Annotated in this window: 17 protein-coding genes; 12 read left to right on the plus strand and 5 right to left on the minus strand. The window is 44.5% G+C overall.

What is annotated here, in order from left to right; translation table 11 throughout:
* Position 1: 1 nt before the first annotated feature.
* From AB4351_RS12930 to cobB, 8 genes are all read left to right on the plus strand, one after another.
* On the plus strand, positions 2-640 hold the full coding sequence (locus AB4351_RS12930; protein ID WP_017059621.1) for a molecular chaperone: 639 nt from the start codon (positions 2-4) through the stop codon (positions 638-640).
* A 78-nt stretch (positions 641-718) separates the two neighbouring features.
* A complete protein-coding gene (locus AB4351_RS12935; protein ID WP_008217926.1) occupies positions 719-919 on the plus strand; it encodes a twin-arginine translocation signal domain-containing protein in 201 nt (66 codons plus the stop codon).
* A 10-nt stretch (positions 920-929) separates the two neighbouring features.
* Entirely contained in the window at positions 930-3,785 is a 2,856-nt protein-coding gene (locus tag AB4351_RS12940) for a formate dehydrogenase subunit alpha (protein ID WP_017063869.1), read from the plus strand.
* Between the two features lie 11 nt (positions 3,786-3,796).
* Positions 3,797-4,405: a formate dehydrogenase FDH3 subunit beta gene (fdh3B, locus tag AB4351_RS12945; RefSeq protein ID WP_004742271.1), complete on the plus strand. Its 609-nt coding sequence runs from the start codon at positions 3,797-3,799 to the stop codon at positions 4,403-4,405.
* A gap of 13 nt (positions 4,406-4,418) precedes the next feature.
* The gene (locus tag AB4351_RS12950; protein WP_017068194.1) at positions 4,419-5,492 is read left to right on the plus strand and encodes a formate dehydrogenase subunit gamma; all 1,074 of its coding nucleotides are present in this window, start codon (positions 4,419-4,421) and stop codon (positions 5,490-5,492) included.
* Entirely contained in the window at positions 5,476-5,892 is a 417-nt protein-coding gene (locus tag AB4351_RS12955) for a hypothetical protein (protein ID WP_048658737.1), read from the plus strand. The genes AB4351_RS12950 and AB4351_RS12955 overlap by 17 nt, the downstream gene beginning before the upstream one ends.
* A gap of 377 nt (positions 5,893-6,269) precedes the next feature.
* On the plus strand, positions 6,270-7,490 hold the full coding sequence (locus AB4351_RS12960; RefSeq protein WP_372126213.1) for an ammonium transporter: 1,221 nt from the start codon (positions 6,270-6,272) through the stop codon (positions 7,488-7,490).
* A 256-nt stretch (positions 7,491-7,746) separates the two neighbouring features.
* On the plus strand, positions 7,747-8,481 hold the full coding sequence (cobB, locus tag AB4351_RS12965; protein WP_017063867.1) for a Sir2 family NAD+-dependent deacetylase: 735 nt from the start codon (positions 7,747-7,749) through the stop codon (positions 8,479-8,481).
* A 94-nt stretch (positions 8,482-8,575) separates the two neighbouring features.
* Here the strand turns inward: cobB and AB4351_RS12970 are convergent, their stop codons facing one another.
* The 5 genes from AB4351_RS12970 to potA form a co-directional block, all read right to left on the minus strand.
* A complete protein-coding gene (locus tag AB4351_RS12970; protein ID WP_017059627.1) occupies positions 8,576-9,613 on the minus strand; it encodes an extracellular solute-binding protein in 1,038 nt (345 codons plus the stop codon).
* 210 nt (positions 9,614-9,823) lie between these two features.
* Complete coding sequence (locus AB4351_RS12975) at positions 9,824-10,858, minus strand: extracellular solute-binding protein (RefSeq protein WP_017059628.1); 1,035 nt, start codon at positions 10,856-10,858, stop codon at positions 9,824-9,826.
* A gap of 149 nt (positions 10,859-11,007) precedes the next feature.
* Complete coding sequence (gene potC / locus AB4351_RS12980) at positions 11,008-11,778, minus strand: spermidine/putrescine ABC transporter permease PotC (protein ID WP_017059629.1); 771 nt, start codon at positions 11,776-11,778, stop codon at positions 11,008-11,010.
* Positions 11,778-12,635, minus strand: coding sequence for a spermidine/putrescine ABC transporter permease PotB (gene potB, locus AB4351_RS12985; protein ID WP_017059630.1), 858 nt, complete (start codon positions 12,633-12,635; stop codon positions 11,778-11,780). The genes potC and potB overlap by 1 nt, the downstream gene beginning before the upstream one ends.
* Complete coding sequence (potA, locus tag AB4351_RS12990; RefSeq protein WP_017059631.1) at positions 12,619-13,734, minus strand: spermidine/putrescine ABC transporter ATP-binding protein PotA; 1,116 nt, start codon at positions 13,732-13,734, stop codon at positions 12,619-12,621. Before potA ends, potB begins: the two co-directional genes overlap by 17 nt.
* 329 nt (positions 13,735-14,063) lie before the next feature.
* Here potA and AB4351_RS12995 point away from each other — a divergent pair, with 329 nt between their 5' ends.
* The 4 genes from AB4351_RS12995 (at position 14,064) to ttcA (ending at position 17,710) form a co-directional block, all read left to right on the plus strand.
* Positions 14,064-14,879 carry a membrane protein gene (locus AB4351_RS12995; protein ID WP_017063864.1) on the plus strand — a complete coding sequence of 272 codons (816 nt, stop codon included), beginning with the start codon at positions 14,064-14,066 and terminating at the stop codon, positions 14,877-14,879.
* Positions 14,872-15,723, plus strand: coding sequence for a glucosaminidase domain-containing protein (locus tag AB4351_RS13000; protein ID WP_372111318.1), 852 nt, complete (start codon positions 14,872-14,874; stop codon positions 15,721-15,723). Before AB4351_RS12995 ends, AB4351_RS13000 begins: the two co-directional genes overlap by 8 nt.
* A 122-nt stretch (positions 15,724-15,845) precedes the next feature.
* Positions 15,846-16,496, plus strand: coding sequence for a DUF2987 domain-containing protein (locus AB4351_RS13005; protein WP_372111315.1), 651 nt, complete (start codon positions 15,846-15,848; stop codon positions 16,494-16,496).
* Positions 16,497-16,816: 320 nt separating this feature from the next.
* The gene (gene ttcA, locus AB4351_RS13010; RefSeq protein ID WP_017059635.1) at positions 16,817-17,710 is read left to right on the plus strand and encodes a tRNA 2-thiocytidine(32) synthetase TtcA; all 894 of its coding nucleotides are present in this window, start codon (positions 16,817-16,819) and stop codon (positions 17,708-17,710) included.
* The last annotated feature ends 68 nt before the right edge of the window (positions 17,711-17,778 follow it).

Below are 17,778 nucleotides of genomic sequence, written 5' to 3' on the forward strand. Positions count from 1 at the left end.
CTTGGAAACGAATTTGGATCAGGCACAAGAACAGACACTAAGAACTGAGATCTATTTGGTTCTATCCGCACTGTTTCGCAGCGCACCTTCTGAAGAGGTGATCGACTTTCTAAAAACACTCGATATTGAAGCGTCTGAAAGCGCAATGCAAAAGGCTTGGATTGCCATTCAACAAGCGGCAACAGAATCAAACCGTGAAGCTCTTGAAGACGAATATCAAGATTTGTTCATCGGTATTGGGCGTGGAGAAGTCGTTCCATTTGGTTCTTGGCATCGCACTGGCGCCATGATGGAAAAACCATTGGCAGAGATTCGTCATGACTTAGAGCTTTTAGGCATTGAGCGTGACGATCAAGTGAAAGAGCCGGAAGATCATATCGCAGCACTGTGTGAAGTGATGGCGATGCTAACGGCTGAAGAAGAAGCACTGCAACAGGCGGTATTCAATAAGCACCTTGGCCCTTGGTTTAACTCTTTCACGCGTCAGCTTGAAGGGGCAGAAAGCGCGAACTTCTACAAATCGGCCGCTCAACTGTGTGAAGCATTCTTAACGTTAGAACAAGTGCGTTTTAGCGTGAATACAAAAAGCAGTAAGCACAAATTAAAGATTGATGTGAAAAACGTCACTGATTACGAGTAATCGAGCAGTACGCGATTATATCGATAGAGGGGCATTAAGCCTCCAAAAAAAGATCTACCGTAAGGTAAGGAAGCAATGATGAAAGATAATAAAGATATAAATACAAGCCGTAGGGATCTACTCAAAGGCTTGACGACTGCAGCCGTTGCTGGTGCCGTTGTCGCTGGTACAACTAAAGTGGCAACCGCTTCAGAAACTGTTGAAATTTCGAAAGAAGACGTGAAGAAGACAGGGTATCGTGAGACGCAACACATTCGCGATTACTACGACACACTTTAGGAGATAACGGATGAAACTTGTCAAACGCTCCGATAGTGTGAGCAAAGAAACCAATCAGCTAGGTGTGTCTCGACGTGCCTTCATGAAAAACACTTCATTAGCTGCTGGTGGCGCAGTGGTAGGCGCAAGTCTATTTGCACCAGGTATGATGAAGAAAGCACAGGCTAAATCAGTCGATCCAGAAGCGAAAACAGAAGTGAAACGTACTATCTGTTCTCACTGTTCTGTGGGTTGTGGTATCTACGCTGAAGTTCAAAATGGCGTATGGACAGGTCAAGAGCCTGCATTCGATCACCCATTCAACGCTGGTGGACACTGTGCGAAAGGTGCAGCACTTCGTGAGCACGGCCACGGTGAACGTCGTCTTAAGTACCCAATGAAATTGGAAGGCGGTAAGTGGAAGAAGCTTTCTTGGGAACAAGCGATTGAAGAGATCGGTAACAAAGCGCTAGAACTTCGTAAAGAGTCTGGCCCTGATTCAGTTTACTTCCTAGGTAGTGCGAAACACAGTAACGAGCAAGCTTATGCATTCCGTAAGATGGCTTCGCTTTGGGGCACCAACAACGTTGACCACCAAGCACGTATTTGTCACTCAACCACAGTAGCCGGTGTTGCGAACACTTGGGGTTACGGTGCAATGACAAACTCGTTCAATGACATGCACAACTGTAAATCGATGCTGTTCATTGGTTCAAACCCAGCGGAAGCTCACCCAGTAGCGATGCAACACATCTTGATCGCGAAAGAGAAGAACAACTGTAAGATCGTTGTTGCGGATCCTCGTCGTACGCGTACTGCTGCGAAATCAGATCACTACGTTTCTCTTCGTCCAGGTTCTGACGTTGCGTTTATCTGGGGTGTGTTATGGCACGTCTTTGCAAACCAATGGGAAGACAAAGAGTTCATTAAACAACGTGTATTCGGCATGGACGAGATCCGTGAAGAAGTCGCGAAGTGGAACCCAGCAGAAGTTGAACGCGTAACTGGTGTTAGTGAAAAAGACGTATACCACACCGCGAAACTACTTTCTGAAAACCGTCCGGGTTGTATCGTTTGGTGTATGGGTGGTACTCAGCACACGACTGGTAACAACAACACACGCGCTTACTGTGTACTTGAGCTTGCGCTAGGTAACATCGGTAAATCAGGCGGCGGTGCAAACATCTTCCGTGGTCACGATAACGTACAGGGCGCAACTGACCTTGGCGTACTGTCAGACACACTTCCAGGCTACTACGGCTTGTCTGAAGGTTCTTGGCGTCACTGGTCAAAAGTTTGGGATATCGACTTTGACTGGGTGAAAGGCCGTTTCGACGACAACGCATACGGCGGTCAAAAACCAATGAACAGTGCAGGTATTCCTGTATCTCGTTGGGTTGATGGCGTACTTGAAGACAAAGACAAGATTCGCCAACGCGAAAACATCCGTGCCATGTTCTACTGGGGTCACGCGGTGAACTCTCAGACTCGTGGTCCAGAGATGAAAAAAGCGATGCAGAAGCTGGATATGATGGTTATTGTTGACCCATACCCAACGGTTGCAGCGGTAATGAATGATCGTACCGACGGCGTTTACCTGCTACCAGCAACGACTCAGTTTGAAACCTACGGCAGTGTAACGGCGTCAAACCGTTCTCTACAGTGGCGTGACAAGGTTGTTGATCCTCTATTCGAATCTAAACCTGACCACGAAATCATGTACCTGCTTTCTAAGAAGCTTGGTTTCTCTGATCAGCTGTTCAAAAACATCCGTGTTGAGAACAACCAACCACTGATTGAAGATATTACACGTGAATTCAACAAAGGTATGTGGACAATCGGCTACACAGGTCAAAGCCCTGAGCGTTTGAAAGAACACCAACAGAATTGGCACACATTCCACAAAACGTCTCTAGAAGCAGAAGGCGGTCCAGCAAATGGCGAGACTTACGGTCTACCTTGGCCATGTTGGGGCACACCAGAGATGAAACATCCGGGTACACACATCCTTTACGATACGTCTAAGACGGTTGCTGAAGGTGGTGGTAACTTCCGTACTCGTTTTGGTGTTGAGTTTGAAGGTCAAAGCCTACTAGCAGAAGACAGCTACTCGAAAGGCTGTGAGATCAAAGACGGCTACCCAGAGTTCAGTGACAAACTACTGAAACAACTGGGTTGGTGGGATGATCTAACGGCAGAAGAGAAAGCGGCTGCTGAAGGCAAAAACTGGAAGACTGACGTTTCAGGTGGTATCCAACGTGTGGCAATTAAACACGGCTGTATCCCATTTGGTAATGCGAAAGCACGTGCGATTGTTTGGACATTCCCAGATCGTGTACCACTGCACCGTGAGCCGCTTTACACGCCACGTCGCGACCTAGTTGCTGATTACCCAACATGGGACGACAAAGAAGCTATCTTCCGTGTTCCTACGCTTTACAAGTCGATTCAAGAGCAAGACAAATCTGGCGAATACCCGATTATCCTGACCTCTGGTCGTTTGGTTGAGTACGAAGGTGGTGGTGAAGAAACCCGTTCTAACCCATGGCTAGCAGAACTACAGCAAGAGATGTTTGTTGAAGTGAACCCGAAAGATGCAAACGACATCGGCTTTAAAGACGGTGACGATGTTTGGGTTGAGGGTGCAGAGAAGGGCCGTATTAAGGTGAAAGCGATGGTTACACGTCGTGTGAAACCGGGTCTGGCATTCATCCCATTCCACTTCGGTGGTAAGTTCCAAGGCGAAGATTTGCGTTCTAAATACCCAGAAGGCACTGATCCTTACGTTATTGGTGAAGCTGCTAACACAGCAACCACATACGGTTACGACCCTGTCACGTTGATGCAGGAAACGAAAGTAACCCTTTGTAATATTCGTAAAGCGTAAGGAGTCTTAAAATGGCTAGAATGAAATTTCTTTGTGACACCAAGCGTTGTATCGAATGTAACGGTTGTGTCACTGCATGTAAGAATGAAAATGATGATGCTCTGGAATGGGGTATTCAACGTCGTCGCGTTGTAACACTGAACGATGGCGAACCAGGTGAAAACTCAATCTCAGTAGCGTGTATGCACTGTACTGATGCCCCTTGTATGGCAGTTTGCCCGGCAGACTGTTTTGAACATACGGAAGACGGCATCGTACTTCACAATAAAGATCTGTGTATCGGTTGTGGTTACTGCTTGTTTGCTTGTCCGTTTGGCGCACCTCAATTTCCTAAACAGGAAGCCTTTGGTGAGCGCGGTAAGATGGACAAGTGTACCTTCTGTGCTGGCGGCCCAGAAACAGAGCCAGGTTCTGTTGAAGAGCGTCAAAAATACGGTGCGAACCGTATTGCTGAAGGCAAACTGCCAATGTGTGCTTCGCTTTGTTCAACTAAGGCACTGCTAGCGGGTGACGCAGAGAAAGTTTCTGATGTTTTCCGTCAGCGTGTTGTTGAACGTGGTGCGAAAGGTGCAGGTTGGACAGACGGCAACGACCTTTCTTACGATGCGACTAAGAGCTAAGTAGGAGAGACATATGCTTACAATGTTTAAGCGTCTCTTCCTTGTAGTGCTGCCAATGTTGGCAGCACTAACAATGCTTTCTCCTATGAGTCATGCATCTGAGACGAACTCATCACAAACTCAATCGAGCTCTGCTCAACGAGAAATCACACAACTTGCTGGCGCCGATTTTTGGCGACAAGTGAGAAACGGTGAGGAAGGTTACACCACATCTCAATCAGCTGAGCATGGTGTGTTGATCAGTACTCCAGGTCAAACGTGGTACATATTGAAAGAGAAGTGGATGTCACCAGCCGGTGCCGTCGCTATCTTTGGCAGTATTGCTTTCGTGACTTTGATGTACGTTGTGATTGGCCCGCTAATGCTAAGCGCGCCAAGAACAGGCCGTAAGATCAAACGTTGGTCTCGACTAGACCGTGCCTTGCACTGGAGTATGGCGTTTACCTTCTTAACACTGGCGTTCAGTGGTTTGATGTTGGTTTACGGTAAGCACTTCTTGAAGCCGTACATTCCAACAGACCTTTGGGGCTTCATCGTTCTATTGGCGAAGCAATACCACAACTACATCGGCCCGATTTTCTATGTGCTGTTGATGGCTGTTCTCATCAAGTGGTGGCGCAAGTCTATTTTCAAGATGGTCGATGTACAGTGGTTCATGAAACTGGGTGGTATGGTCGGGAAACATAAAGGTTCTCATCCATCTGCAGAGTTTTCGAACGCGGGTGAAAAAGCACTGTTCTGGCTATTGATTGTTATGGGTAGTGTGGCTGCGATCAGTGGCTTGGTTTTAGACTTCCCAATCTTCGGTCAAACCCGTCGAGATATGGAGCTCTCAAACCTAGTCCACATGTTGGCTGCTTTGATCCTTATCTGTGGTTTCGTGTTCCACATCTACATCGGCTTGTTCGGTATGGAAGGGGCACTAGAAGGCATGGTAACAGGCGAAGTTGATGAGACTTGGGCTAAAGAGCACCATGATCTTTGGTACAAAGAAGTGATGGAACAAGAGAAAAACGGCGTTGAACAAAGCGCTAACGCAGCAACAGAGAAAACGGAAGGGGTGAATAAGAATGAACAAACCTCATAAAGGTATTTGGGTCGCTTACATACTAAGCTGCTTTACGCCATTTACTTGTCTTCTCTCTGGTGTGGTTGCCATCATCTACGCGGGCTATCGTTTAGATAAAGGTGAAGACGGCGAAGTAGTGGATACCCATTACTACGGCTTGATTCGCTCGTTCTTCTTGAACCTGACGTTCTTCGTCGTTCTTATCGTAACGGTAGCGACCTCTAACGGGGTGTTAATCGGTGTGAACGATTACTGGTATCAAAACCATATTATCGATGACATCGCTTACTACATTCCGTATGTAGGCATGCTGTTTGGTGGTGTTGCGATTGTGGTCTGGTTTATCCGCATGTATCAAGGTATGCAGCGTTTAAGTCAAAACCTACCGCAAAACCCATCAACAGGACCAAACCTGTAACGCCAGTGCGTTAGCTAAAACTCAAAAGCAAAGCCCAATGATTATTTCACTGGGCTTTTTGTTTTTAGGTCTCCGGCTCGAAACATAGTAGTCAGCTGTTCTCTGTATTGAATCTATCCATTGACCGCTTCAATATGGTGCAACTCCCTTATTTGGTGCAATTGTCGTTGTGATTTTTTTTGGTTTTTAAGAACCATAAAAGTGCACCTAAATATTTAGAGATTAATAATCAACAACTTAAAGAAAGAAGCTGTTGCACGAAAATTACCCTTCACACTTGGAACACATCTTGCGTTCACTGTTGAGTCTTTAATTAATTACAACATTGAATCGCACGATATCAGTGCAAATCAGATAAAGCGAAGGAGAATGCTTTAATGAGTGAAACGGTGACTCAAGTTCATAGTGCAGTACAAACCCTTACCCAAAGTTCAGATACTTTATTCCTATTACTCGGCGCAATCATGGTCTTCCTGATGCATGCTGGCTTTGCGTTTCTCGAAGTCGGTACCGTGCGAAAGAAGAACCAAGTCAACGCGCTGGTTAAGATCCTTTCCGACTTTGGTGTCTCCGCCATTGCTTACTTCTTTATCGGTTACTGGGTTGCTTACGGTGCACACTTTTTTGCAGACGCAGAAACACTTTCGCAAGGCAACGGATATGAACTGGTTAAGTTCTTCTTCCTAATGACATTCGCAGCGGCAATTCCTGCGATTGTTTCTGGTGGTATCGCAGAGCGTGCTCGTTTCTATCCAATTTTGATTGCGACACTGTTTACGGTTGGTTTCATCTATCCATTTTTTGAAGGTATCATTTGGAACGGCAACTTTGGATTCCAAGATTGGCTAGAAGGTCAGTTTGGTTACGTGTTCCATGACTTCGCAGGCTCGGTAGTGGTTCACGGCGTAGGTGGTTGGATTGCTTTGGTCGCAGTTTACTTCTTAGGGATGCGTAAAGGTCGAATCCGTGCAGGCAAACACACCAACTTCGCACCATCGAATATCCCATTCTTAGCACTAGGCTCTTGGATCTTATGTGTGGGTTGGTTTGGCTTTAACGTGATGTCAGCTCAAGCGATCAATGGCATCAGCGGTCTCGTGGCAATGAACTCTCTCATGGCCATGGTTGGCGGTATTCTTGCGGCTCTAATTGCAGGTAAAAATGACCCGGGCTTCATCCACAATGGTCCTTTGGCTGGTCTCGTCGCTATCTGTGCGGGCTCAGATTTGATGCACCCACTTGGCGCTTTGCTGACGGGCGGTGTGGCAGGTGCGCTGTTTGTTTACCTATTTACTTATATGCAAAACAAAACACAGATCGATGATGTACTGGGTGTATGGCCTCTACACGGCGTATGTGGTGCCTGGGGTGGCGTTGCTGCTGGTATCTTCGGCCAACAAGCTTTCTGGGGTCTAGGCGGCGTGAGCTTTGCTTCTCAGTTGATTGGTACAGTCGCAGGTGTTGCTGTTGCTTTCGTCGGCGCGTTAATCGTATACGGTGTGTTGAGCAAACTAACAGGCCTACGCTTAAGTGAAGAAGATGAATTCAACGGTGCGGATCTTTCTATCCATAAGATCTCTTCTATCAACGAAGACTAACGTTGTTCACTTGGTGTGGTAAAGCACATCAAGTAGACAACTGTTGAACAGAACTAAGCGGCTTCGGTCGCTTTTTTGTTTCTATGGATAGCAAAACAGAGAATTTGAGTAACAACAACCACAACTATCAAGCGAGTTATGTCACAAATAGCCAATGAATTCAGTTGCCTAAGACTATGGTCTAATCCCCAAAACTATTGTTGGAATTTGAACAGTGCTAAGCTGTTACAAAGTGACATATCTAAAAGGACGTTATATGCATTTCCCATATCGAAATATCGTAATTCTTACTGGCGCTGGCATCTCTGCAGAGTCGGGGATACAAACATTCCGAGCACAAGACGGGCTATGGGAAAACCACAAAATCGAAGATGTAGCGACGCCTGAAGGGTTCGCAAAAGATCCTGACTTGGTACAAGCCTTCTATAACAAGCGTCGTCACGGCCTGCAAAGTGAGAGCATTCAGCCCAATTCAGCCCACAAGGCGCTAGGAGAGCTCGAAGACAAGCTTGATGGCAAAGTTACCATCATTACTCAAAACATCGACAATTTGCACGAGAGAGGCGGTAGCAACAACATTATTCACATGCATGGTGAACTTTTAAAAGCGCGTTGCAGTGAATCCAATCAAGTTGTAGAGCACAAAGGCGATATTGAAACGGGTGAACTTTGTCATTGCTGCCAAATCCCTGCACAAATGCGTCCACATATTGTTTGGTTTGGCGAAATGCCACTAAGAATGGGCGACATTTATTCCGCACTGGAAGAAGCGGATCTGTTTATCTCTATCGGAACTTCAGGTGTTGTTTATCCAGCGGCAGGCTTTGTTCACGATGCGAAAATGCATGGTGCACATACTATCGAGATAAACCTCGAACCAAGTGCGGTTGAAAGTGAATTTGAAGAGAAGCGCTACGGCAAGGCGAGTATCGAGGTGCCTAAACTGGTTGGCGAGTTATTATGTACAGAGAAAGGTTCTTTAACGGCCTAAGCCTTGTCTTTAATAACACACATCAGTTTCTGAATCTGAAAAAATAAAGCGGCTTACGCCGCTTTATTTACTTAACTTCTTAACTAACAATAACTTAGTTGTTTACTTTAAGTTTTTGGAAGTACTCGTCATAAATAACGCTCGCTTCACCAACTTCATCTTGCCACACACCGTTATCCATCACTGATTGTGGTGGGAAAACGTTCTTGTCTTCAGCAAATTCTTTAGGAAGAAGAGGGTAAGCGGTTTTAACTGGTGTCGGGTAACCGATCTCTAGAGCAATTTTCGCAGCGTTCTCTGGGCGAAGAAGGAAGTCGATCATCTTATGAGCCGCTTCAGTGTTCTTAGCGCCTGCTGGAATTGCTAGGCTGTCCATCCAGAAGATAGCGCCTTTTTCTGGCCAGATAATGTCAATCGTTGCGCCTTCTTGGCGTGCCATGTAAGCAGAACCATTCCAAAGCATACCAAGAGACACTTCACCTGCTAGGTAAGGGTTCGCTGGGAAATCTGAGTTAAATACCAATACGTTTGGCATTAGCTTACGAAGTTCTTCGTAGGCTTCTTTGATTTCTTCAGGGTTAGTCGTGTTTGGAGAGTAGCCCAGTTTAGATAGAGCGATATGGAAAACCTCACGAGAGTCATCCATCATCATCAGTTGACCTTCCCACTGCGTATCCCACAGATCGCCCCAGTTTTTAACTGAAGACTTGTCTAGCATGTCTGAGTTGATACCAATACCCGTCGCACCCCAGATGTATGGGATTGAGTAGTTGTTATTTGGGTCAAATGGCTTATCTAAGTAATTTGGATCCAAATCTGCAAAGTGGCTTAGCTTGGTTTTATCAAGCTCTTGAAGCATGCCTTCTTTACGCATCTTAGAAACGAAGTAAGTAGAAGGAACCACTAAGTCGTAACCCGTACCTTGAGTTTTTAACTTAGCGTACATGCTTTCGTTAGACTCATAAGTTGAGTAGTAGACTTTAATGCCCGTCTCTTCTGTGAAGTCTTCTAGTACTTCATTTGGAATATATTCAGACCAGTTGTAAAAATACAGTTCTTGGTCAGCTGCGAAAGAGGGTGTAGAAAGTAAAGTAGCAGCACACAATGCGCCGGTATACAGTGTTTTTTTCATTACTGTTCCGTTCATTTGTTTGATTTGGAGCTGGGTAGTGAACCCAAGGTAAAGGATTTCGAAAAATCGCGCTATATTATAGCAGCGATATAATAAAATAGGCAGCCTAAGCTGCCTATTCATTGATATTCTTATTTTTAACTTATTGATTATCTACGTTGACCTGTTAAGTAAACTGGTTACTTAGCCACAGTTAGATAATAAGCTAAATTACTGACCTGCTTTAAGTTTCATGAAGTAATCTTCGTACTTCACTGTCTTATCGCCAACCGCAGCTTGCCATTCAACACGATCAAGGTCTTCTTGCGATGGGAATAGCGCAGGGCTATCTTTGAACTTCTCGTTAGACGCTTTAACGGCCGTTAGGTAGCCTGTGTCACGAGAAATTTGCTCAGCAATTTCAGGGCGAAGTAGGAAATCAATCATCTTATGAGCTGCTTCTACGTTTACCGCACCAGAGCTAATCGCAAAGTTATCAACCCAACCGATACCGCCTTCTTTAGGGAAAACCAGTTTGATTGGTAGACCTTCGTTTTGCGCTGCAGCAGCAGAACCGTTCCACAGCATACCAAGACCCACTTCACCAGACATGTAAGGCGCGCCTGGGTTGTCTGAGTTAAATACTAGAACGTTTGGCATAAGCTTTTGTAGCTCAGCGTACGCTTCGTCGATCTCTTTTTCGTTGGTTGTGTTACCAGAGTAACCTAACTTACGCAGTGCGATGTGGAACACTTCACGAGTGTCGTCCATCATCATCAGTTGACCTTCAAGCTCTGGCTTCCATAGATCAGCCCAGCTTTGGAAATCTTCTGGATCGTACATGTCAGTGTTAACAGCAAGACCTGTGATCGCAACTACGTGTGGAATAGAGTAGTCGTTGCTTGGGTCGTACGGCTTATCTAGATAGTTAGTATCTAGATTCTTGAAGTTGTTCAGCTTAGTTTTGTCGATCTTTTGTAGCATACCTTCGTCACGCATCTTAGATACGAAGTAAGTCGACGGCACAACTAGGTCATAGCCTTTGTTGTGTGTTTTTAGCTTTGCGTACAGGGTTTCGTTCGACTCGTAAGTCGAGTAGATCACCTTGATACCAGTTTCATCAGTGAACTGTTCTAGAATCTCACTGTTGATGTAAGGTCCCCAATTCATGAATACCAATTCTTTGTTATCTTTTGCAAATGATGGTGCAGATAACATTGAAAGCGCACATGCACTACCAGCTAATAGAGTAGCCCATTTTTTCATTGACGTTAGCTCCAAACTAAACGTTGCCCGAAGGCAGTAGATAGAAAAACAGAATGGCAATTTACCATTCTGTTTATGATTAACACTTTTTTTGAACTTGAAGTCTCTTAACTTCTTAATCAAGCCAGTCTCTATATAGAGTAGGAGACTTACTTGATTTTTTCTCTCGCTAATGACTGAGAAATGATCACCAGTATTAACGACACCACTAACATCACTGTTGCTAGGGCGTTTACCTCAGGAGAGATACCCACTTTAACCATTGAGTAAATCTTCAGTGGTAAGATTTCATACGTTGGGCCGGTTACGAAAGAGCTAATGATTACATCGTCCAAAGACAGAGTGAAGCTCAATAACCAACCCGCAGCAACCGCTGGCTTAGCAAGAGGCAGAATGATCTGTTTTAGAATCGTCCATTCACTTGCACCTAAGTCTTTTGCTGCTTCTAGCATCTTCACATCGAAGCCATTCAAGCGACTGTATACCGTTACTACAACAAACGGTAGACAGAAGGTAATGTGAGCAGCAAGTAGGGTAAAGAACCCAAGTTGAACACCCATTACCAGAAATAGCGCAAGAAGCGAAATCGCCATTACGATATCTGGAGACATCATTACGATGAACAGCATGCCATTTACGATGCCTTTACCTTTAAATTGGTAACGGAATAGGGCTACTGCTGTAAGGCTCCCGACAATCGTTGCGGCTGTTGCTGAGAACACCGCTACGTTGATCGAGTGCCACGCAGCCTGCATTAGGCTGTCGTTGTTAATAAGCGCGTCATACCATTTAGTGGTGAAGCCACCCCATTTCATACCAAACTTATTGGCATTAAACGAGTTAGCGATCAATACGATAATAGGTAGGTATAGAAAGGCGTATACCAGCGCCATAAAGCTGAACTTAACTGTGCGCCCCATTAGTCTAGCTCCACTTTCTTGTTCAATAGCTTACCTGCTCGGTAGTAGGCATACAGCATCACAGCCATTGCCATGGTCAGTGCGATACTCGTCGCTGCGCCAAACGGCCAGTCTCGAGCGTTGAGCACTTGGCTCTTAATCACGTTACCAATCAATAGGTTCTTAGCTCCGCCTAATAGGTCAGAGATGTAGAACATACCTAACGCTGGCAGTAGCACTAACAAACAGCCGCCAATAATGCCCGGCATTGTTAGTGGTAGTACCACTTTCAATAGCGTTTGCAGTTTGTTCGCACCTAAATCTTTAGCCGCTTCTAAATACGTATCGTCCAGTTTTTCAATCGCTGAATACAGCGGCAGAATCATAAACGGAAGTAGGATGTACACTAAACCGATCATTACTGCGGTTTCTGAGTACATGATACGTAGCGGTTTATCAATGATATCTAACGCTAACAAGCTTTTGTTCAAGACACCTTGCGTACCCAGTACAATTTTTAATCCGTATGTACGAATCAAAGAGTTCGTCCAGAATGGTACTATCACTAGGAACAACATGATTGGACGCCACTTCGCCGGCATTTTTGCCACGATGTAAGCGAATGGGTAACCAATAATCAAACAAAGTAGGGTTGCGACAATTGCCATATAGAAAGAGTGCATCAACACTTTAAAATACAGCGGGTCAGCCAAACGCACGTAGTTATCGAGAGTGAAGGTCATCTCGATCAAGTTCGCTTCATCACGAGTTAAGAAGCTAGTACCAATGATCATGATGTTTGGAATCATCACGAACAACACTAACCAACCTGTGATTAAAGCAACAATTGCGTTTTGTAAATTAAACTTCTTGCTCATCTTCTAATACCACTTCCCAGCTCTCAACCCAAGTTACTGCAACTTTTTGGCCCAGTGAGTGATCAACATCAGGGTCATCTTCGTTGAAGAATTCGCTAACCATGACACGCATACCAGATTCAAGTTCTACGACTGAATCTAATGTCATGCCTTTATAGGTTCGCTCGACAATGTGGCCAACAATACCGCGTTGCTCTGACTCTTTAATTTCTTCGATTCGAAGATCTTCAGGGCGAAGCAATACTTGCAGTTTTTGACCCGGTGTTACGTCTTTATCGTGATAGATAATGGACTCTTCACCTTCGATTGTCGCAACAATGCGTTTTTCATCTTGACGAGATTTCGCTGTCGCTTCGAATACGTTAATTTCACCAATGAAACGCGCTACAAATAGGTTCTTAGGCTCTTCGTAGATCTCTCTTGGTGTTCCGTCTTGTTCAATCACGCCATCACGCATAACAATAATACGGTCAGACATAGACAGCGCCTCTTCTTGGTCATGCGTTACAAAAATGAACGTGATACCAAGTTGGCGTTGTAATTGTTTCAGCTCGATTTGCATCTGTTTACGTAGTTTGTAATCCAGAGCAGATAGAGATTCATCCAACAAAAGAACTTTAGGCTTATTAACGACAGCACGAGCGATTGCGATACGTTGCTGTTGACCACCAGATAGCTGGTGTGGCTTTCGTTGTGCCATTTGTTCTAGGCGCACCATTTTCAAAGCATCCATTACACGAGGTTCAATCTCGCTGTTTGGAACTTTCTGCATGCGTAAGCCAAATGCCACATTGTCGAAAACGGTCATATGCGGGAATAGGGCATAGCTTTGGAATACAGTGTTTACATGCCTTTGTTCAGCAGGAACTTGGGTTACGTTTTGTTCAGCTAATAGTATTTGACCACTATCTGCCGTTTCAAAACCCGCAATCATTCTTAGCACGGTTGTTTTACCACAACCTGATGGGCCTAAAATCGTGAGAAACTCACCATGATTTACGTTTAAATCCAGATTGCCGATGACTTCCTTACCATCGAAACTTTTACTGATGCCAGTTAGCTGTACTACTGGCTTTCCTACTGATTTTTTAGCGTTCAACGTCTGTTTTTCTCCACCTTGGTTCTATTTGAGACCTGTTGCTATACACCTTTAAGGCGCGCATCATAATCACCAAAAACGTGAATTCAAAGCATTTTTTACCTTTCGAAGATAAAAAATTTCGCAGGTAAAAGTAAACATCCTTTACCATACTGTTATTTACTGGGTCTACACCCTAACAAGTGTCTAATTATTAACCATTAAGACGCAAAAGCAAGCCTTGTTACAGATTCATATTTTAGTTTGTATCCGACATATGAGTATAATGAAGGTAATTTTTTATCAATAAGTTAGGTGGCTTCGCTTAATCGGCACACCTAGGTATCAATATGAACAACGACATCGAAAAAGATTTTAATTTGGGCGGTAGTATCAACCGTGCACTTTCTGGCGATTATGAGCTCAAAGCAACGGCTGTATTCCAAGAAGCTTGGAAACATACGATAAGTCACTTTCTTTCGTTTTCCCCAGCGATTATTGCTTTGATGTTTGTGCAGCTCGCTATCTTTTATATCGCACTAAAACTACAGCTTGGTGATCCTGCGGTTATCTTGGATGCGGTTATCGACCCAGAGTCGTTCACGCCACAAATCGTTGAATCGATTTTTATTGCGAACTTTAGCTATGAAGTGATCAGCGCGCCTATCTATGCCGGTATCTGTTTAATGGCAATGAGCCACGCCGCTGGCCTACAAACCAAAGTACGCCACATCGGTAAAGGTTTGCAGTTTACGGTTCCGGTTATTCTAGTGACTTTGTTTAGCCTAATGCTTCAAGGCATCGCAGGTATGATTCTGCCGTTCTTGTCTATCTACTTCTCACTGGCGTTCAGCCATTCGATTCTGCTGATTTGTGATAAGAAAGTGCCGCCAATGCAATCGCTGCTGCTTTCTCTGCGTGCTGTCAACAAAAAAATCTTCACCGTTGCTTCTATCTACCTATTAGTAATGCTGATGTTCATCGTCGCGGCAATGATGTACGGCATTGGCCTTATCTTCGTTTTACCTTTCTTCTTCCACGTGAAAGGGATTCTTTACCGCGAGATGTTTGGCATTAAACTCAAACTGATCGCGTCAGACAGACCAAAGAGCGACGACGACCACAACGGTAGCAACAATAAAGACCCACAGGTATTCGATGCATAACAACTCTAAATTAAGCGCAAGTAAATCACTTGCGCTAAAAGTGACAGCATTAGCCTTAGTTGGCTCGATCTCGTTAGTTGGCCCAATGCTTTACCAACAAGAAGAAGAGCGCAGGCGAGCGGGGCAAAAGGCTCCAGACTCAGAGCAAAACTTTGGTGACTTGACCGTCTCTTCTGATAAGCCAGATTTCGCAGCGATTGAAGATGTAAATAAAAAGAAAGACACCTTCTTTTCTTATCTTCGCCCAAGTATCAACATCGAAAACAAGCGAATCACCAAAGAACGTGCGTTTCTAACCAAGCTTTCAGAGACGGGGTTGAACAATGTTGACTCTGAAGACGCGTCATACGCAAAGAGACTAGGGAAGCTGTATAGCCTGCCTGTACCTTCATCGGGCTTAGATGACGCTTGGCTGAAAGAAATGTTGAATCGTGTAAACGTGCTACCTGAAGCGCTTGTGTTAACTCAGGCGGCCAATGAATCAGCTTGGGGTACATCTCGTTTCGCCACTAAAGCAAATAACTATTTTGGACACTGGTGTTACACCAAAGGTTGTGGCCTTGTTCCGCTACAACGTAACGAAGGTAGCTCGCATGAAGTCGCAACATTCTCTTCAAGCCAAGAATCCGTACATCGGTATTTCATGAACCTTAATCGTAATCGTGCTTACGCCGATCTAAGAGTGATTCGTGCAAAACTTGATGCGCAAGGTGATGATCTTTTAACAACCGCAACGGCGACAGAGCTCACCAATGGCTTGTTAAAATATTCTGAGCGAGGTTCCGACTATGTGACTGATTTACAAGCTATGATCCGTCACAACGAGGTATACTGGAAAAAGTAACTCATTTTGATACCAACTTGGTTGCCTTCGATAGTCGGCTTATACCAGTAATATCACAAAAAGAGCAGCTCATTGGCTGCTCTTTCTATTTATAAACGCTCAACTTCGACAAGATTATAATAATGAAAAAGACAGCACTCGCTTTATTAGCCTCATTAAGCCTTGGGGTTTCTCTTCCTGCTTCAGCGCAAGAATACATGTTCACGTATTCTAAGCTTTATACTCAGCTGAAAAACAACACCAAAGAAGGGCATGATGATGTCAAAGTTGCGGTCTTCTTTGTTGATCAACAAGCTCAGCAAACCTGTCACATCAGCAAAGCTTGGATGGAAAAAGAAGAGCACTACGAAGAGCTAAAAGTCTCTCCAGCCAATGAACTGCTTCTACCGGTAGATCAAAATCTACGCTCGGCAAATCCTCTTATCTTTGTACAAACTAAAGAACAAGAGTGTGCGTATTCTTTAGTTGTGATGACTCAAGAGCCTTTAGCTGGCACAGTAGAAGTTGCACAGATAGAAAACCTATTGCCACAGATGCAGGCGATGCTTGAAGACGTCAGCGGCATGTTCTCTGGTTGGTTCACGCCAGATATCCAAGGGTTAACGCTAGAGTTCGCTAATAAGCTGGAAGGTAACATCGAGCTTTCAAATGGTAAGCAACTACCAATCAAAGAAGGGCGAGCGAAATTCACCTTAGAAGAACTGAATGGAAGTGACAGCATCACGTTGCCTGAACCAACAGTTCGCGTATTGCCGTACATTCCCGCGCAATAATTTTTAACGGAATCATTGTTAGTGAAGTAAAAGCTTAGCGGAATCATTCCCCTAAGCTTTTACGACATATCTTAAAGCAGCCTCATCGAATAAGAGCAGGCTGCTTTTCTTTATCTGCGATACCAACCGAGAGCTTGTGAAGCCGCGTTTCTCTGCCGTTTAGAGAGCTTATCGAATAATAAAAGCAGAATCTTTCTATTACTCAGCTTGTTTATCCTACCGTTACTATTTCAACATCAAATAAAAATCCGTATAATCCACGCCCTAAAACAGTCCCACTAGCAATCTACAGTCGGTAATACGACGGTGTGAGAGTCGCAATGAACCAAAACGATAATAGAAAAGAAACACTTGAATTCAACAAACTTCAGAAACGTCTGAGAAGAAATGTTGGAAATGCCATCATCGACTACAACATGATCGAAGAGAATGACGTAGTAATGGCATGTATTAGTGGCGGTAAAGATTCATTTGCGATGCTAGACATTTTGCTACGTTTACGTGAAGCAGCACCGATCAAATTTGATGTTGTTGCAGTAAACCTAGATCAAAAACAACCTGGGTTCCCTGAACACATTCTTCCTGAGTATTTTGAAACGCTGAACATTCCTTACTACATCGTAGATAAAGATACGTATTCAGTGGTTAAAGAGAAAGTGCCAGAAGGCAAAACAACGTGTGGCCTATGTTCTCGTCTTCGTCGTGGTACTTTGTACTCATTCGCAGAGAAGATTGGTGCAACTAAGATCGCTCTGGGTCACCACCTAGACGACATCGTTGAGACCATGTTCCTAAACATGTTCCACGGTGCGCGCCTAAAGGCTATGCCACCAAAGCTTCGTTCAGATGATGGTCGTAACGTTGTTATTCGTCCACTGACTTACTGTCGTGAAACGGACCTAATCAAATACGCAGAACATAAAGAGTTCCCAATCATTCCTTGTAACCTATGTGGCTCTCAAGAGAATCTACAGCGTCAGAACATTAAAGCGATGCTAATTGATTGGGATAAGAAAACGCCTGGTCGTGTTGAGAAGATCTTCAAGTCAATCCAAAACGTAAGCCCAAGCCAACTGGCTGACCGCGAGCTGTTTGACTTCGTTAACCTTCCACTAGACCGTAGTGAAGACCGCAAAGCGTACGAATTCGAAGAAGCTGAAATTTCATCTTCAAACATTGATGAGTCAATGTTCATCGACGTAACGAACGTTTAACTATTTGAGTCGATAAAGATGATATTAGCCATTCTGTATTTGGAATGGCGTTGCTCTAGACAAACAGA

This window comes from Vibrio sp. 10N.261.51.F11 (assembly GCF_041471665.1).
In the GTDB taxonomy this organism is placed as follows: Bacteria; Pseudomonadota; Gammaproteobacteria; order Enterobacterales; family Vibrionaceae; genus Vibrio; species Vibrio crassostreae_C.

What these genes read in the sequence shown, in the direction of transcription:
- AB4351_RS12935 (WP_008217926.1), top strand. Translation starts at nt 719, where the DNA reads ATGAAAGATAATAAAGATATAAATACAAGCCGTAGGGATCTACTCAAA.
- AB4351_RS12940 (WP_017063869.1), top strand. Translation starts at nt 930, where the DNA reads ATGAAACTTGTCAAACGCTCCGATAGTGTGAGCAAAGAAACCAATCAG.
- fdh3B (WP_004742271.1), top strand. Translation starts at nt 3,797, where the DNA reads ATGGCTAGAATGAAATTTCTTTGTGACACCAAGCGTTGTATCGAATGT.
- AB4351_RS12950 (WP_017068194.1), top strand. Translation starts at nt 4,419, where the DNA reads ATGCTTACAATGTTTAAGCGTCTCTTCCTTGTAGTGCTGCCAATGTTG.
- AB4351_RS12955 (WP_048658737.1), top strand. Translation starts at nt 5,476, where the DNA reads ATGAACAAACCTCATAAAGGTATTTGGGTCGCTTACATACTAAGCTGC.
- AB4351_RS12960 (WP_372126213.1), top strand. Translation starts at nt 6,270, where the DNA reads ATGAGTGAAACGGTGACTCAAGTTCATAGTGCAGTACAAACCCTTACC.
- cobB (WP_017063867.1), top strand. Translation starts at nt 7,747, where the DNA reads ATGCATTTCCCATATCGAAATATCGTAATTCTTACTGGCGCTGGCATC.
- AB4351_RS12970 (WP_017059627.1), bottom strand. Translation starts at nt 9,613, where the DNA reads ATGAAAAAAACACTGTATACCGGCGCATTGTGTGCTGCTACTTTACTT.
- AB4351_RS12975 (WP_017059628.1), bottom strand. Translation starts at nt 10,858, where the DNA reads ATGAAAAAATGGGCTACTCTATTAGCTGGTAGTGCATGTGCGCTTTCA.
- potC (WP_017059629.1), bottom strand. Translation starts at nt 11,778, where the DNA reads ATGGGGCGCACAGTTAAGTTCAGCTTTATGGCGCTGGTATACGCCTTT.
- potB (WP_017059630.1), bottom strand. Translation starts at nt 12,635, where the DNA reads ATGAGCAAGAAGTTTAATTTACAAAACGCAATTGTTGCTTTAATCACA.
- AB4351_RS12995 (WP_017063864.1), top strand. Translation starts at nt 14,064, where the DNA reads ATGAACAACGACATCGAAAAAGATTTTAATTTGGGCGGTAGTATCAAC.
- AB4351_RS13000 (WP_372111318.1), top strand. Translation starts at nt 14,872, where the DNA reads ATGCATAACAACTCTAAATTAAGCGCAAGTAAATCACTTGCGCTAAAA.
- AB4351_RS13005 (WP_372111315.1), top strand. Translation starts at nt 15,846, where the DNA reads ATGAAAAAGACAGCACTCGCTTTATTAGCCTCATTAAGCCTTGGGGTT.
- ttcA (WP_017059635.1), top strand. Translation starts at nt 16,817, where the DNA reads ATGAACCAAAACGATAATAGAAAAGAAACACTTGAATTCAACAAACTT.